Genomic DNA, 16,390 nt, shown 5'->3' with positions numbered 1-16,390 from the left:
CTCTAGGGGCCGGATTCTAGCGCCGTCTGGACTAAATTGCGGGGGTCACATCACTTGCACCACAAGCCGACCATGATCCATCAAAAGATCTGGTCACAATTCTTAACCATCGTCAGTCGATACGCCTTCAACAATCCCGAACCCATCATCGTCGGTTTTGCGCTTGATCGCCGGGCTGGGGCTGCACGATGCCTTCTCGATGGCTTTCGAACTCGCTCGTATCGGGCCTGCCGTTCGTGCTGGCTTGGCTAACTGAATACGCGTGAGGCACACCGTAATCGGATCACGTCCTTCGTCGTGACTAGGCGTGTCTAGTCGCTGCCCGTGCCGTTCGATGCGCGGATGAGCCCGCAGCTCCGCACCTCTACGCCTTTTTCAAAGCAATTTCTTCCAGCATGTGCCCGAAGGCGGATCCCGGCCGAGCGTCGACCTGGATCATCGCCTGTGAGTTGGCATCCAGCTTTGCATCGCGATTTCGCGACCTTGATACTCGATTGCTGACGGCATTTTCAACCTGGCTATGTGGGTATCAATTCAATGCCCCACGGCCATCCTACGGAAGGTTTCATTTCCCGCCACGAGCTCGTCGTAGGTGCCGTGCGCCACGACCTGCCCGTGGTCCATCAGGAAGATTAGATCGCAATCCTTCACTGTGGTCAGACGATGGGCGATCAGGATGATCGTCTTGCCGGTGCGGATGTTATGAACCGCTTCCATCACCACCCGCTCGGTGATGTTGTCGAGGGCGGAGGTCGCTTCGTCCATGATCAGCAGCGAGGGGTCGCGATAGAGCGCGCGTGCGATGCCGATCCGCTGGCGCTGCCCGCCCGAGAGGCGCACGCCCCGTTCGCCGACGACCGTGCTGTAGCCAGCCGCCAGGTCGGTCGCGACGAAATCGTGCAAAGCAGCGGCACGGGCGGCGCGCTCCACGGCGGCCATGTCGATCTCGTCCTTTGGCACGCCGAAGGCGATGTTCGCCGCAATCGTGTCATCTGTGAGAAAGATCGCCTGCGGTACGTAACCCAGAGTGTGCTGCCAGGCGCGCAAATTCTGGGTTGTGACCGGAACGCCATCGACAAGGATTTTTCCCTTGTCCGGGATCAGAAGGCCCAGAATGACGTCGACGAGCGTTGTTTTGCCCGCACCGGTGCCGCCGACGATGCCGACAGTGGTGCGAGCGGGGATCGTCAGATCGACCTCGCTCAGCGCCGATCGCCCGGCCGACGCGTAGGCGAAGCCGACCTCCGATAGCTCGAGCGCCCGCTCGAGTTTGAGAGGGGGTCCCACCTCGGCGGAGGGGCGTGTGAGGGCGCTCGCATTGGCATAGTCAGCGCTGATGGTGTTGAGCACCGCGTCGGCCCCGCGCATGGAGGCCAGCCCATGATAGATTTGTTGCAGCGCCGGCAGAAGTCGCATGACAGAGAATGCGAAGATGCCAAGCGTTGGCACGATGGACATGATGTTCCCATCGTGTTGGAACAAAAGCAGCAGAACCAGCGTAAGCAGGGTGCCGAAGGTGATCGCCTCGAGAGCGAAGCGCGGCAGCTCAAGCATGACGCCAAGGCGCGCGCTGGCTCGCGCGCTACGCAAGGCGGCCTTCTCGTAGACCTCCATATAAGCATCCTCGAGGCCGAGCAGCTTGACGTCCTTGATGCCGCCCGTGGCCTCTTGCGAGACGCGGAACCGCTCCCCGAACGCCTGCATGACCTCTTCGCCCGAACGGCGCAGCTCGTCGCGCAACCGGATGTAAATCAGGGCGTAGCTGCCGCCGAGCAGCAGAGCCGACAGGAGTGTCACCATCGGATTGACGGCGACAAGAAATGCCATGATCGCAAGCACAAGGAGGATGTTGGAAATCAACTTCAGCGCGGGCGTAATCACCCGGCTGATAAGACCGTCCACCTCGTTCAGGATGTTCTTGCTGACTTCGGAGCTGTTGTGCCCCAGGAACCAAGTGTAAGGCCGGTGCAGATAAGCACCGAGAAGTTGACTCGATATGGAATGGCTGCGCAACGCAGCGAAGCGCGTGATCGCATAGGTGCCGCCGGCCTTGACGGCCAGACCAAGGATCACCACGCAAGTCACAGCGAGCGCGAGCGCCACCTGGAAGGAGAAGATGCTTTCGAAGCCGAATCCCTTGTAGACGGCGGATAGCATCCCGTGTCCGGAAATGCGCTGAGGATCGGCGAGCACATTGAGAAGCAACAGCACGGAGGAGATGCCAATGACCTCCACCAGTGCAACTGCAACCATAATCGCGCTCAGAAACCAAAACCGCTTCCGTTCGCGCGCATCGAGCAGCGAGAAGATCTTCCGGTAGAATTCAATCATTCACACCCCGCCCGATCTGCGCGGCACCATGAGCAGATGCTGTCTGTCGTCGACATCGAAGATAGCTATGCCAAGGGCTTGCATGCCCATTGGCAGTTCTCCTCCGGGGTGCGTCCGCAGGTCATTCTACAGGAACCGCGCAAACCTGCCCACAGCGGACGTAACCCGACTGCAGTCAGAGTTGGCGAGTAACCATACCGCGCATCCGTCTTCCCCGTACGCCGGTGCCATCCGCGGCATTGGAGAGGTGTGAGGATTCTCATGGATCGGTCGCCACGGCGCGCCCCATAACGCATTCTTAACCATGTGCAGAGCGGCACGTTCAGTCCCGTCAGGTTTCCATTTACCATGGATTCTATATGGGTCGGCCTGCTGGGACACGTTCAAGAATGGACGGCGCAACACGCGTTTGAACGCTCCACCCTGCAATTGCCGTGTCGGCAGATGTTCTTTCGGGACATCGCAAAAATGAATACAGTCAGGCTTCAATTCCCTTCGCGCGCGAGCCGGTCCGCTGCGCCGGAGGAAGGCCCGCGGCGTGGCGCACTTCGTGCACGTCTTTGGGACGAGCGGATTGAGGGTGTCGAAGGTTTCCGGCCTTTGTATCGGCTTGGAGAGCAACGCCGCCACGTTGCGTGCACGTGAGTGACCGGAGACGAGACGATTATGTCCGATAGCGAGAATGTCCTGTCCCAAAGCGATATCGCGATCGTGGGCATGGCGTTGCGCGTGCCGGGCGCACGCTCCGTTGCGGAATTCTGGGCCAATCTCCGCCAGGGTGTCGAGTCGATCGAGACCAGAACGACAGAGCAGCTCATCGCCGCCGGTGAGAAGCATGACAAAATCCGCCGCAAGAACTACGTCCCGCGCACCGCCGAGTTGCCGGGGCTCGAAAACTTCGATGCCGAGTTCTTCGGGTTCAGCCCCAAGGAAGCGGCGATCATGGACCCGCAACACCGCCAGTTCCTTGAATGCGCCTGGGAGGCGCTCGAGGATTCGACGCGCACTCCGGAGCGTCTCGAAGGCCCCGTCGGGGTGTTCGCCGGCTGCGGCATGGGCAGCTACTTCTATTTCAACGTCCTGAGCCACAGGTCGCTGGTCGACAAGGTCGGCATGTTCCTGCTGCGCCACACCGGCAATGACAAGGACTTCCTATCCACGCGTGCGTCCTATCTCTTCGACCTGCACGGGCCCAGCGTGAATGTGCAGACCGCCTGCTCCACGTCGCTCGTCGCCGTCCACTATGCCTGCCAGAGCCTCATCAGCGGCGAGTGCGAGATGGCGCTGGCGGGCGGCGTGACGATCGAGCTGCCCCACCGGCGCGGCTATCTCTTCCAGGATGGCGAGATCCTCTCCACGGACGGCCATTGCCGCGCCTTCGATCATCGCGCATCGGGCACAGTGTTCGGCAGCGGCACGGGCGTCGTCGTGCTGCGCCGTCTTGCGGATGCCCTCGCCGACGGCGATCCGATTCACGCCGTCATCAAGGCAACCGCCATCAACAACGACGGCGCGAGCAAGGCGGGCTACCTCGCGCCCAGCGTCACCGGGCAGGCGGAAGCCGTCGTCGAGGCGCAGACGCTGGCGGGCGTCGAGGCCGACAGCATCGGCTACGTCGAATGCCATGGCACGGGCACCTACCTCGGCGACCCGATCGAGATCGAGGCGCTGACTCAGGCGTTCCGGCAGACCACCGACAAGCGCGGGTTCTGCCATGTCGGCTCGGTGAAGTCCAACATCGGCCATCTCGACACCGCGGCCGGCGTCGTGAGCCTGATCAAGGCGACGCTCGCCGTGAAGCATGGCGAGATCCCGCCGACGCTCGGCTTCGAGAAGCCCAACCCCGCTATCGACTTCGCCCAGAGCCCGTTCGTCGTTGCAGATCGCCTGACGCCGTGGCCCGCGGGTATCGCGCCGCGCCGGGCCGGCGTGAACTCGCTCGGCGTCGGCGGCACGAACGCGCACGTCATCGTCGAGCAGCCGCCGCAAAGGAAAGCGGACGCGGCGCGCGCCGATGTCGGCCCGCAGGTGCTGGTGCTCGCAGCGAGGAGCCGCAAGGCGCTCGACGAGGCGGGACGCCGGCTCGCTGCGCACGTGGAAACCCATGAGGATCAGGCGCTCCAGGATGTTGCCTCGACGTTGCTGACCGGCCGCCGTCATTTCGAGCACCGCCGCGTGGTCGCGGTCTCCGATCGCAAGGATGCGATCGCGATGCTCGCCGCCCCGGATGCCGGTCGCGCATTTACGCATGCGCTGGTCGAGGGGACAGTCGAGGCCGTCTTCCTGTTTCCGGGCGGCGGCGCACAGTATCCGCATATGGCGCGCGCGCTCTATCGCGACGAGCCCGCGTTCCGCAGAATTGTCGACGAAGGGCTCTCCTATCTGCCGCCGGCCGCCGCGAGCGAGATCCGTGACGTGTGGCTGCCCGCGGGCGCCGACGCGCCCGACGCCGCCGAACGCCTGTTGCGCCCGGCGCTGCAACTTCCGGCCATCCTCATCGTCGAGGTCGCCATCGCGCGTCTTTGGATGAGCTGGGGCGTGAAGCCGTCGGCCCTGATTGGCCATTCGATGGGCGAGAACGCGGCCGCGTGCATCGCCGGTGTCCTGAGCTTCGAGCGCGCGGTCAACCTCGTCCGCCTGCGCGGCGAGCTGTTCGAGGAAGTTCCGCCCGGCGGCATGCTGAGCGTCGCCTTGACGCACGAAGCGCTCGCCGCGCGGCTTCCCGACGATCTCGATATCGCCTCCGTCAACGCGCCCGAGCTCTGCGTCGTGTCGGGACCCAACGAGGCGCTCGAGGCGTTCCGCAAGGAACTCGTCGCCGACGGCCTGGACGCAAGCCGCATTCCGATCGACATCGCCGCCCATTCCCGAATGCTGAAGCCGATTCTCGATCGCTTCGAGGCGTTCCTCAGGGCTGCGCCGCTGGCCGCACCCACCATTCCGATCGTCTCCAACCTGACCGGGACCTGGCTCACGTCCGCGGAAGCGCGCGACCCCGCATACTGGACGCGGCACCTGCGCTCGCCGGTCCGCTTCTCCGACGGCATCGCCGTGCTCGCCGCCGAGCCGTCGCGCGTCTTCATCGAGGTCGGCCCCGGGCGCGTGCTCGGCTCGCTCGCCAAGGCCCAGGGCGTCCCCGCCAACCAGGTCATCAACAGCCTTCCGCATGCCGACGAGCACGCCGACGACAGGCTGCACTTCCTCACCGCGCTCGGCCGCGCCTGGGCGACCGGCCTTCGGGTTCCGCTCGAGCGGCTCTACGCTTCGGCCGCGCCGCGCCGCGTCAACCTGCCGACCTATGCCTTCCAGCATCAGCGTTACTTCCTCGATCGCATCGCCGCGAGCGATGCCGAGGAGGAGGCTGCGCCCGCAAAGGAGCGCGACATGGCCCGCTGGGGATGGCAGCCTGTCTGGCGGCCGTCGCTGGCGGATGTGCGCCTCGGCGCCGAGGAGGTCGCCGGCTCGTGGCTCGTCTTCCTCGACGGAGGGCCGCTCGGCCGGGAGACCGTCGCCCGTCTGCGCCGGCAAGGGGCGAACGTGGCGACCGTCACGCTCGGAGATGCGTTCGGCATCGCCGGTCCCGGGGACTATGTGCTGTGCCCTGAGCACGGCCGCGAGGGCTACGACGCGCTCATCCGCCATCTCGCGGCGGAAGGCGGCCTGCCGCGGCGGATCGTCCACCTGTGGCTCGTCACGCAGGACGAGAGCTTCCGCCCCGGATCGAGTTTCTTTCATCGCAATCAGGAGCGCGGGTTCAACAGCGTCTTTTTCCTCGCCCAGGCGTTCTCGGATGCGGGCCTGACGGATCCTCTGCAGATCACGCTTGTGACCAACGGCATGCAGCGCGTCGGCGACGAGGCGTTGTCCTATCCGGAGAAAGCGACGGTTCTGGGTCCCGCCCAGGTGCTTCCGCGGGAGATGCCCAACGTGTCGGTGCGCGTGGTCGATATTCCGATCAGCCGCGGGTCGACGTTCATCGAGCATCTGCGGGTCGGGCTTGCGCATAAGCTTCTCGGCGCGCATGCGCCGGAGCACACCGAGGACGCCATCTTCGATCGCCTCTGGGACGAGCTCATGTCTGGGGCCGGGAGCGAGATCGTCGCCCATCGGGGCGGCCGCCGCTGGATCCGCTCCCATGAGCCGCTGGCGCTCGACAAGACCTCCGGGGGCGAGGCCGCATTTCGCGAGCACGGCGTCTATCTGATAACGGGTGGCCTCGGCGATCTTGCAACGGCCGTGGCCGAGGATCTCGCGCGTCGCTTCAAGGCGCGGCTGGTTCTCGTCGGCCGGACCGCACTGCCGGACCGCGCCGGCTGGCAGGGCTATCTCGCCGCATATGGCGATAAGGACCGCATCGGCCGCGCCATCGCCGCCATCCGCCGCATCGAGGAGGCGGGCGGCGAGGTCATGGTGGCGCGCGCCGACATCACCAACTCCGAGGCTCTGCGCGGTGTCATCGAGACGGCCAAGGCGCGCTTCGGCGCCTTGAACGGCGTGTTGCACACGGCCGGCGTCATCAAGGACGGCCTGATCGCCCTCAAGGATGTGGGGGACGTCGAGGACGTGTTCGCGCCGAAGGTGCTCGGAACCCTGGTCCTCGCCGAGGCGATCGCGCGCGAGCCGCTCGATCTCCTGGTCCTGTTTTCGTCGACGAGCAGTGACATCGGCCCCGCCGGTCAGGTGGATTACGTTGCCGCCAACGCATTTCTCAATGCGTTCGCCGAGGCGCGCGCCGGAACATCGGCACCCCGCACCGTCGCGGTGCACTGGGGCGTCTGGAAGGACATCGGTCTCGCGGCCCGCGCCATCTCCGACGCCGAGCGGGAGGAGGCCGCGCCCGGGCTCGAGGCGGCGGCGACGCCGCTCTTCGACCGCCGCGTGCGTGGCGAAAAGCAGGGATGGCTCGAGGCGCGGCTGGACAGCGCTCGCCACTGGCTGCTCGACGAGCATCGTCTGGCATCTGGCCAGGCGATCTGGCCCGGCACGGGATATATCGAGCTGATCGCCGAGGCGCTGTCGGAAGAGGGCGTCGCCGGCCCCTTCGAGATCGAGGACCTGACGTTCCTTCGCCCGCTTCATGTGCCCGATGGTGAGGCACGCACCGTTCGCGTGACGCTGGCGCCGGTCGCGGGCGGCTACAGTCTTGCCGTCGACAGCGAGCAGGGGACGGGCCTCGTGCGGCACGCCGAGGCCAACGTCCGCATTCCGCCCCCCGCAAAGCCCGCCGCCGTGGATCACGCCGGCGTCCTGGCGCGTTGTGGTGAGCGGACGCTGGCCGACGGCGGTGCGCCGTTGCCGTCTGCGCAGGAGCGCCACCTGCGCTTCGGGGCGCGCTGGAAGGTGCTGCGCTCGGTCGCGTTCGGACGCGGCGAGGCGATGGCAAAGCTCGCGCTTTCCGAGGCGTACGAGCCCGACATCGAGCAAGGCTACCTGCTGCATCCGGCCTTGCTCGACATCGCCACGGGCTACGCCATGGACCTCATCGACGGGTACGATCCCGCCGCGGGTCTCTGGGTGCCGATGACGTACGCGCGCATGCGCGTCTACGCGCCGTTGCCGGCGACCGTATGGAGCCACGTGCGCCACGATCCCGCAAAAGACCTCGGCGAGGGATACGCCACCTTCGACATCACGATCTCGGATGAAAAGGGCCGCGTGCTGGTCGAGGTGCAGGGCTTCACCGTGAGAAAGCTCGCTCAGGGAGCGGACCTCGCCGCATCGCTGTCCGAAGAGGGCGAAAGGCGCGGCCGGGCGGCGGAAGGGTCTACGACGAGCGATGCCGAGTTGCCGCCGGCGCTCGCGCGGCTCGCCGCCCAGGTCGATCAGGGCATCTCGCCGGAAGAGGGCTTCGAAGCGCTCCTGCGCGCGGTCGGGGCCGGCAAGCCCCAGGTCATCGTCAGCTCGTTGGACCTTCCCGCACTCGAGCGCGCAGCGTCGCGCACGGAGGTGCCGCAGGCGGCCGCGACGGCCTTCGAGCGTCCGGATCTCGGCGTCGATTTCATCGAGCCCGGGACCGACATCGAGAAAACGCTGGCCGGCTTCTGGAGCGAGCTGCTCGGCGTCACGAAGATCGGCATTCACGACAGCTTCTTCGATCTTGGCGGGCACTCCCTGATCGCGGTGCGCCTGTTCCGCATGATCAAGGCGGCCTACGCCGTCGAGTTCCCGATCTCGACGCTGTTCGAGGCGCCGACCATCGCCGGGTGCGCTGCGCTGATCGAGCGGTCGTCGACGCGGGCCACCGCCCCCGGCGCCGACGCGGTCGCCTCCGGTGCGGACAGAGTGGACACCGGCGCCACCGTGACGCCGATCGATCGGCCGCGCCTCCTGCACCTCGTGCGCATGGACAGCGGGAAGGAGACGCCCCGCACGCCGTTCTTCCTTTGCGCGGGCATGTTCGGCAACATTCTGAACCTCCGCCACCTCGCCATGCAGATCGGTGCCGACCGTCCGGTCTACGGATTGCAGGCGCGCGGCATCTACGGCGGCCAGGAGCCGCACGAAACCTTCGAGGAGATGGCGCGCGACTACCTCGCCGAGATCCGCACGGTGCAGCCGCACGGCCCCTATCTGATCGGCGGCTTCTCGGGCGGCGGGCTCGTGGCCTACGAGATGGCCCAGCAGCTTCGTGCCGACGGCGAGGAAACGGCGCTGGTCGTCCTGCTCGATACGCCCTATCCCGACGAGGCCGTGCTATCCGTCCAGGATCGCATCGCCATGAAGCTCCAGGACTTCAAGCGCGATGGCCTCGCCTCGCTTGCGAACTGGGTGCGCAACCGCATCGCCTGGTCGCGCCGCCAGCGCCAGGCCCGCGCCGTCGCGGTCCCCAAGTCGGCCGAGCAGTTCCACAACGAGGAGATCGAGGCCGCCTTCCGGCGCGCCGTGGCGCGCTATGAGGGCAAGCCGTATCCCGGACCGGTCCTGCTGTTGCGCCCGCGGCTCGAGATTGCCTACAAGATTACGGGCGGCCGCGACCTGAACAGCGAGCGCGGGCTGGTGAGGGCCGACAACGGCTGGTCGCGCTATAGTGCCGATCTGTCGATCCGCGAGGTGCCGGGCAACCACGACAGCATGGTGCTGGAGCCGAGCGTTCGCGTGCTAGCCGGCCATCTGCGTGCGGAACTCACACGCGCCGACAGCGGCGCCGACATCCCTCGCGTCGCGGCCGAATGACGGTAGAGCGGCGTCTGCGCCGCTCTACGGTTCGCGTGCGGACCCGCTTGCTGCAGCAGCTTGAGGCACCCCCGTCCGCGGAAGTGACGTGACGACCTCCCAGACGATCTCCTGGATCCGCCGCGCCGCCTCTTCGCTCGGCGCCGTGGCGGGCGTGCCGTCGGCGCGGTGCAACCGATGCGGCAACCCCACAGGGCTGCGTTGATAGAGCACCGCGAAGTGCGTGAGCGCGACGACGTAGGCACCGATGTCGTTGAGATGGATCCGATCCGAAAAAAGGTCCTCGCGGCGCGTGAGGCCGGCGAAGCCGCCCGAGCCTTCGATATCTCGCACCAGACGGGCAAGGACTTGCCCGGCCGGAATGAGATAGATCGGCTTTGGGTCTTCCGGCTCGATCGCCCTGCGGAGGATCTCGCCTTCCCACAGGGTCCCAAGATCGCTGTCGAGGCGGTCGAGCCACCCGCCTGCAATGTCGAGATCGTGCCAGCTCTCGTAGAGATAGACCCGGATAACGGGGTTTCCCTCGCGCGCGAGACGCGCCCACCGCCGCGCATAATCCCAACTGTCGAAATACCGGATGGCGTCGGTGAGGTTGACCATTTCGGTCATGACGAAGGCATCGTACTCCCCGCTCAGCAGGGCCTCCTTCGCATCCCGGTAGCGGGGATGATCGTTCTCGGTCGCAAAGCCGTTGATGCCCTCCTTGGGTCCCCAATGGGTCTTGAGAGGCGTGCCCCAGCCGAGCTGGCTATCGTAGCGATGCCCTTCTGGCGCCAGTTGCTGGAGCATGGCCGGCATGTCACGGCCGACCAGGCTGTGCCCGAGGTGAAACACCTTCAATGCGGAAGCGGGCTTCGGCAAAGGGGCCGCGTAGAGAGCTTCGAATTCGGCCTGCGCCATGGGCGGCGGCACGCTGCATCGGCCGAGCGTGCAGGCGGAGAGCGAAAGGCACAGCGAGACGATGAAGGAGCGCGTGGCGACGGCTCCGCGGGCCAAGGCATGGGGTCTGCGTAAGGTCAGCTTGCTCTTCCTCCTTGCGGCGCACGCTCCTTATGATGCACGCGGGCGCTCGACGGCAGCGCGTCGTCCGAGCATCGCCTGGCGGCGCGCCGCCGCGCGGTCGGCGGCCTGGCCGAGGTGCTTGCTCGCCTGGCCGCGGTCCTGGATGTGCGCGGCGAGGCCGGAGACGGTGGGGAAACGATAGATATCCGTGATCGTGAGCTCGGGTGCGACGTTGGCCTTGAGCTCGCGGTGGAGCTGAACCGCCAGCAGCGAATGTCCGCCGAGCGCGAAGAAGTTATCGAAGACGCCGACGCGCGCGACGCCGAGCAGGTTCTTGAAGGCGTCCGAGAGGCGAGCTTGCAGGTCGTTGGCCGGGGCGGTGTAGGCGATGGCCGCCGTTGCCTGGCTTGCCTCTTCCGGACGGGGAAGGGCCTTCCGATCGACCTTGGCGTTCGGAGTCAGCGGGAAGGATTGCAGGGTGACGAAGTGTGCCGGGGTCATGAAGTCCGGCAGTGCGTCGCGGACATGGGCCTTGAGCTCGGCCTCCGGTACGGGCGCCTCATCGTAGCGGACGTAGGCCACGATGCGCACGTCGTTCGGCTCGTCCTCGCGGGCGACGACCACGGCTTCCGCGACGGCGGGATGGAGGCCGATGCGAGCCTCGATCTCCCCGAGCTCGATGCGGTAGCCGCGCACTTTCACCTGATGGTCGGCGCGCCCGATGAAGTGGATCTCGCCGTCCTCGCCGATGCGCACGAGGTCGCCGGTGCGGTAGATCCGGCCGCCGTCGAGGAACGGGTTCGGGACGAAGCGCTCCGCGGTGAGGTCGTCGCGCTTCAGGTAGCCGCGCGTGACGCCATCGCCGCCGATATGGAGCTCGCCTGCCACGCCCTTCGGCACGAGACGGCCGACATCGTCGAGGACATAGAGCCGCGTGTTGGCGATCGGCGTGCCGAGCGGTGCGGCGCCTTCGCGACCTGCCACGGCAGGACCCGTCGACGACCAGATGGTAGTCTCGGTCGGTCCGTACATGTTCTCGATCGTCGCGTCGGTGACCTTGCGGAGGTCGGCGAGAAGCGCAGGCTGAAGCGCTTCGCCGCCGATGAAGAGATGCTTCACCGCGCCGAGTGCGCTGCGGTCGTCGTCGCTCATCAGCACCATGGCGGCCATCGACGGCGTGCACTGCATATGTGTGACGCCATGGCGGCGGATCGAAGCGGCGAGGCTGCCGTCCTCTCCGGCATCGGTCGGAAGATTGGAAGCCGAGAGATCGGAGCCTTGCGTGCGGACAGCCGCGACCACCTCGGCCAGCGGCTCGAGAGCCTGGAGCGCCGTATCCGCAGGAACACCGAAGTCGATCAGGCATGCGATCTCGTCGACGCCGATGGCCTTGAGCTGATCCGCGCGCGCGAGCGCATCCGCGACCGTGCCGAACAGACCACTGTCGTCGAAGTAGCGGAGGAACGCGAACTCGATGATGGCATCGAACTCTTCCGGGTCGAGCGTTCCCAGGTCGATGTCCATGGGCTTGGCGACGCCCTGAGGCTTCTTGAAGGCGGGGAACGCCCAGGCGTATTCCTTGATCAGCCCGGCCGCGCTTCGGAGATAAGCCTTCATCGGCTCGCGGCAGGCCTCGCGGACCTCCTCGCGGTCGCGGCCGACCAGCGTATGCAACATCAGCGTGACGGTGTGGTCGGCGGGATTGCGGCCGGTCTCGCGCAGCGTCTCGCGGTAGATCTTGATCTTGTCGGCGACCTCGGCGATGGACTGGCCGAGCAGGTGGGTGAGCACGTTGGCGCCGGCGCGCGCTGCATCGCGATAGGTATCGGGGTTGCCCGCGGTCGTCACCCACACCGGCAGCTCCCGGCTGACGGGGCGCGGCTGGGTCAGCACGTCCACCGTCTTGCCGTTCGGCGCATCGAAGGTCACGGCTTCACCGCGCCACAGGCGGCGCACGACGTCGATGTCGCGCATCAGCGCCGTCTTGTTGTGCGGGGGCGCATTCTCGGGGCGCAGCAGGAAATCCTCGGGCATCCAGCCGGAAGCGAAGGCGATGCCGGCGCGCCCGTTGCTGATGTTGTCGATGACCGCCCATTCCTCGGCGACGCGGGCCGGATGGTGCAGCGGGAGAACGCAGCTTCCGGCGCGGATGTCGAGATTGCGCGTGACGGCCGCCACCGCGGCACCGGTTACCGACGGGTTGGGATAGGGGCCGCCGAACGCATGGAAGTGCCGTTCCGGCGTCCACACCGCGCGAAAGCCGTGCGTATCGGCATAGCGCGCCCCTTCGAGCAGCAGGTGATACTTGCGCGGGCCGGCTCCGTCGTCGTTGCCCCAGAAATAGAGGCTGAAATCGATGGGCGCGCCGGCGCTGGCCGGCCTCGGCTTCGTCGGCGCGGCGGCGCCCTGATGCCGGCCGGCGTGGATCACCACGGCAAAGCCGTTGGCGAGCGTCCAGAACAGCTCGAGCACCGAAATGTCGAACGACAGGCTGGTGACGGCAAGCCACACCGGCTGCGGTGCGCCGGCATCCGGCCGCGGGATGCGATCGTCCATTCCGGCGAAGAAGTTGACGACGTTCCGGTGCTCGACCATCACGCCCTTGGGCCGTCCCGTCGAGCCCGATGTGTAGATGACGTAGGCGAGGTTGCGCGACGTGGCCGGCGTCGCGTGAGTGACGGGCGCTGCCGGCATCGCCGCGGCCTCGGCGATGGTCAGGGCGCGGGTGCCGCTGGAGACAGGCGGCGCGGATCCTTCGTCGGTCAGGATGACCGAAAGGCCGCTGTCCTCGATCATCAGCGCGATGCGGTCCTTCGGATACGTCGGATCGAGCGGCACGTAAGCGCCGCCGGCTTTCAGGATCGCGAGGGCACCAACGACGAGATCGCACGAGCGGCCGACGTGCAGGCCGACGAGCGTATCGGGACCGACGCCGAGCGAAGCGAGCGTTGCCGCAACGCGCCCCGCGCGCGCCTCGAGCTCGCGATAGGTCAGCGTCTCGCCGTTGCAGATGAGTGCCGTGGCGTCCGGCGTTCGCGCTGCCTGGCGCGCGATCAGCTCGTGCACGAGCGCATCGCGGTCATAAGCGCGCGCGGTCGCGTTGCGATCCAGGGTGAGCTCCCGGACTTCGCTCGCGGAGAGGATCGGAAGGTCGGCGACGGCGAGAGCCGGATCCGGCCTTTCGAGCGCGGCGAGCACGGCGCGAAGCTCGCGGATCAGCGTTTCGAGACGGGCGCGGCCGAGGCGGGAGGTGTCGGCGCGGACCTCGAGCGCGTCGCCGCTGGCCGGCACGACGAACGTCAACGCGGCGCCCTTGACCGCATCGGCGGTGACGGGATCGGCCGTTTCGCGGAGGGCGATGCTGGCATGACCGCGGGCAAGCTTCGGATCGCAGCTCACGAGGTCGGCCGGATAGCCGGGGCTCTTCCGTGCTTCGGCAAGCTCGGTTGCGACATCGGCGCTCAGCGCCGCAACAGTCGTGTGCCGGTCGATCTCGAAGGTGAGTGGGACGGTGGGAGCGATATAGCCGGCGTCGGCCTTGCTGGCCGCCGCGAGACGGTCGTCCGCATAGGCGAGCCGGAAACGGGCGCGATGGCCGGTGCGCGCGAAGAAGATTGCGAGCGCCGAGATGGTGCGGTCGGCGGTCCAGATGCCGGGGAGCGGCACACTCAGCGTCTCGATGCGGATGCCGCCGGAGGCCGGTTGCGGGGCGAGGTCGTCGATCTCCGGGTCGGCGGCGCCCCTGAGGCGGGCGCGGACGGAGCTCTCCTGGTTGGCGAGCGTGCCGGCGAGCTCGGTCAGGCGCTGCGTATCGGTCTCCGACAGCCGCGGAAGGGTCTCTCCGGCCTGCAGCGCGCCAGCAAGCGGAACGGCAAGTCCCGCGCTGTCGTGAAGCGCTCTGATGCGAACGAGGCCGTCAGCGGCCGCGATGACTGCCGACGTGTCGTCCAGGGAGACGACGGTCCCTGGGGCCTCGCCTGGCGGGCTGTCGGCGTCGATCTCCATGTCGGCTACGGCGAAGGCGCCGTCAGTGGTCCTGATCTTCGGCAGTGAGAGCGGGTTGGCGTAGCGCTGGCCGAACGTCAGCGCGCGCTGAAGGCGGCCGATTTCGCGGACGGACCGGCCGAAGTCGATGGTGGCCGCAGCCTCGGGGCGCTGGGCCTTGGCGTAGTATTTGCGCGTCTCGAAGGATTGCGGCAGGCCCTTGAGCGTCCCGGCCTCGATCGCGTCGATCAGCTCGGCGAAGGACGCAATGCCGGCCTCGAAACACTTCGTGTTGAGGGTGAGGGCTGTGTCGTCGTCGCTGATGTCGATGTCGCGCGTGGCGAGGATGTCGCCTTCGTCGATCCCGTCCGACAACGCGTGCCAGGTGACGCCGTGATTTGTTTCGCCGGCCAGAATGGCCCAGGCGGGCGTGTTCAATCCGGCGTAGTGCGGAAGCGGGCCGTCGTGGAAGTTGGCCGCACCTTCGCGGGCTCTGCGCCAGGCGTCGCCCGGGATCAGGCGCAGGTTCGCGATGCTGAAAAACCAGTCGTAGTCGTAGGCGGAGAGCGCATCCGCGAGACCGCTGCCGGGGGCGAGCGTGGGAACCCCATGCGTCCTCGCCCAGGCTGCGATCTGGTCGTTTGCGGTTACAACCGCGCGGATGTCATGGCCGCGATCGCGGAGGGCTTCGCCACACTGGATCAGAAGCGACTCGTCGCCCATCACCACGCATGTAAATTTTTTCCCCGCGCTGATCATATAACATCCTCAAATAGATAGCGCCTGCTCGATCAGGTCTGAAGCACTCGGAGTTTGCATCGGTTTGACCTTCGACATCCTTGTCTGGCTGCCGCCAATCCAGCCCGAACACACATCTAAGCTCTTGCAATCGCCACGTTGCGACCGGCGCATCTGAGCTCGTGATGAAGGATGCCATATTTGCATTTTTGCGGATGATTTCGCGCAAACTTCCGGGCCAAAACCGCGACGATGGTTAATGAGATACGGACGAATTATCCCGGTTCATTCCTTGAGTTACCGCATCGGCCGGCTCGCGACCTCCAGTTACAGGAGAGACCATTTGCGCTGCCACGGCTCGAACCGAAAGCGCGAAAGAACCGCGCCCCTGCGGGGTGAGCCAGGACAAGCCAATGACGGCGTCGTCATGCTGAAAGCTTGCTTCCGTCATGCCGAAGGCATGCGTCAGTCATGACCCGCTTGCCCGAGGCAAGGCACCGAGCTCAGCGATATTCCTGGCCCTTGGCTTGTCTTGGCTCATCAATGTTCCACCCAATCATGTGTAAGCAACCTAACGCTTTTCCAGATAGACCTGGACCGGTTGCTCGTGGCGAAACCCGAGAGGGAGATCGGCGGTGCTGTCCAACTGCAACCGCGCTACGAATGCAGTGCCCTGTGGTACGACTGCCCTGACGCGAGCTGTCCGATTTTCTCCGCTCGCGAGCGAATAACCAACGCTTTGGCCGAGCACCAGACTCTGGGCCGTACTTTGGGAAACCGGCACAGCAATCTCGACCTGATTGAGATCAAGGAGCGTTAGAAGATCCGGTGCCCTTTGAGTAACCGAGGCGCCTGCATTTGTAAGCACGTCGACCACGAGGCCGTCATAGGGCGCGTTGATTTCTGCGAGACGTATTTCGAGCCCTATGCGAGCGACTTCCGCGTCGCGACGCTTGGCGCTGCTTTGCGCACTCTGAAGCGCGCTTTCCGCAGCCCGCAAAGCGACTTCCGCATCCTCAAAGGCTGCGCGATTAAAGGACGGCGATCCCTTTAGTCCTGCCCTGCGGTCATAGTCGAGTTGCGCTCTGGTGACATTCGATTTGGCAACCTGAACCGCCCCGGGTTTGCCGGAGGCTCCAACTCTTGAGAGACTGGAGCCATG

6 protein-coding genes are annotated in these 16,390 nt (G+C 66.2%); 2 read left to right on the top strand and 4 right to left on the bottom strand.

The genetic code is table 11. The annotated features are described in order from the left end of the window. Nucleotides 1-534: 534 nt before the first annotated feature. On the bottom strand, nt 535-2,103 hold the full coding sequence (locus V7082_RS18405; RefSeq protein WP_334150866.1) for an ABC transporter ATP-binding protein: 1,569 nt from the start codon (nt 2,101-2,103) through the stop codon (nt 535-537). Between the two features lie 57 nt (nt 2,104-2,160). On the opposite strand from V7082_RS18405, the gene V7082_RS18400 reads away from it, so the two are divergent. Next, nucleotides 2,161-2,523: a hypothetical protein gene (locus V7082_RS18400; protein WP_334150865.1), complete on the top strand. Its 363-nt coding sequence runs from the start codon at nt 2,161-2,163 to the stop codon at nt 2,521-2,523. Nucleotides 2,524-2,997: 474 nt separating this feature from the next. Continuing rightward, nucleotides 2,998-9,504: a type I polyketide synthase gene (locus V7082_RS18395; protein WP_334150864.1), complete on the top strand. Its 6,507-nt coding sequence runs from the start codon at nt 2,998-3,000 to the stop codon at nt 9,502-9,504. 24 nt (nt 9,505-9,528) lie between these two features. Here the strand turns inward: V7082_RS18395 and V7082_RS18390 are convergent, their stop codons facing one another. The 3 genes from V7082_RS18390 to V7082_RS18380 all read right to left on the bottom strand — a co-directional run. Continuing rightward, on the bottom strand, nt 9,529-10,500 hold the full coding sequence (locus V7082_RS18390; protein ID WP_334150863.1) for a hypothetical protein: 972 nt from the start codon (nt 10,498-10,500) through the stop codon (nt 9,529-9,531). Between the two features lie 54 nt (nt 10,501-10,554). Next, a complete protein-coding gene (locus V7082_RS18385) occupies nt 10,555-15,249 on the bottom strand; it encodes a MupA/Atu3671 family FMN-dependent luciferase-like monooxygenase (protein ID WP_334150862.1) in 4,695 nt (1,564 codons plus the stop codon). A gap of 550 nt (nt 15,250-15,799) precedes the next feature. After that, nucleotides 15,800-16,390: HlyD family efflux transporter periplasmic adaptor subunit (locus V7082_RS18380; RefSeq protein WP_334150861.1), on the bottom strand; the 591-nt coding region annotated here is incomplete at its 5' end.

This window comes from Hyphomicrobium sp., assembly GCF_036833075.1.
GTDB lineage: Bacteria > Pseudomonadota > Alphaproteobacteria > Rhizobiales > Hyphomicrobiaceae > Hyphomicrobium_C.
This window is presented reverse-complemented; position numbering and strand designations above follow the sequence as displayed.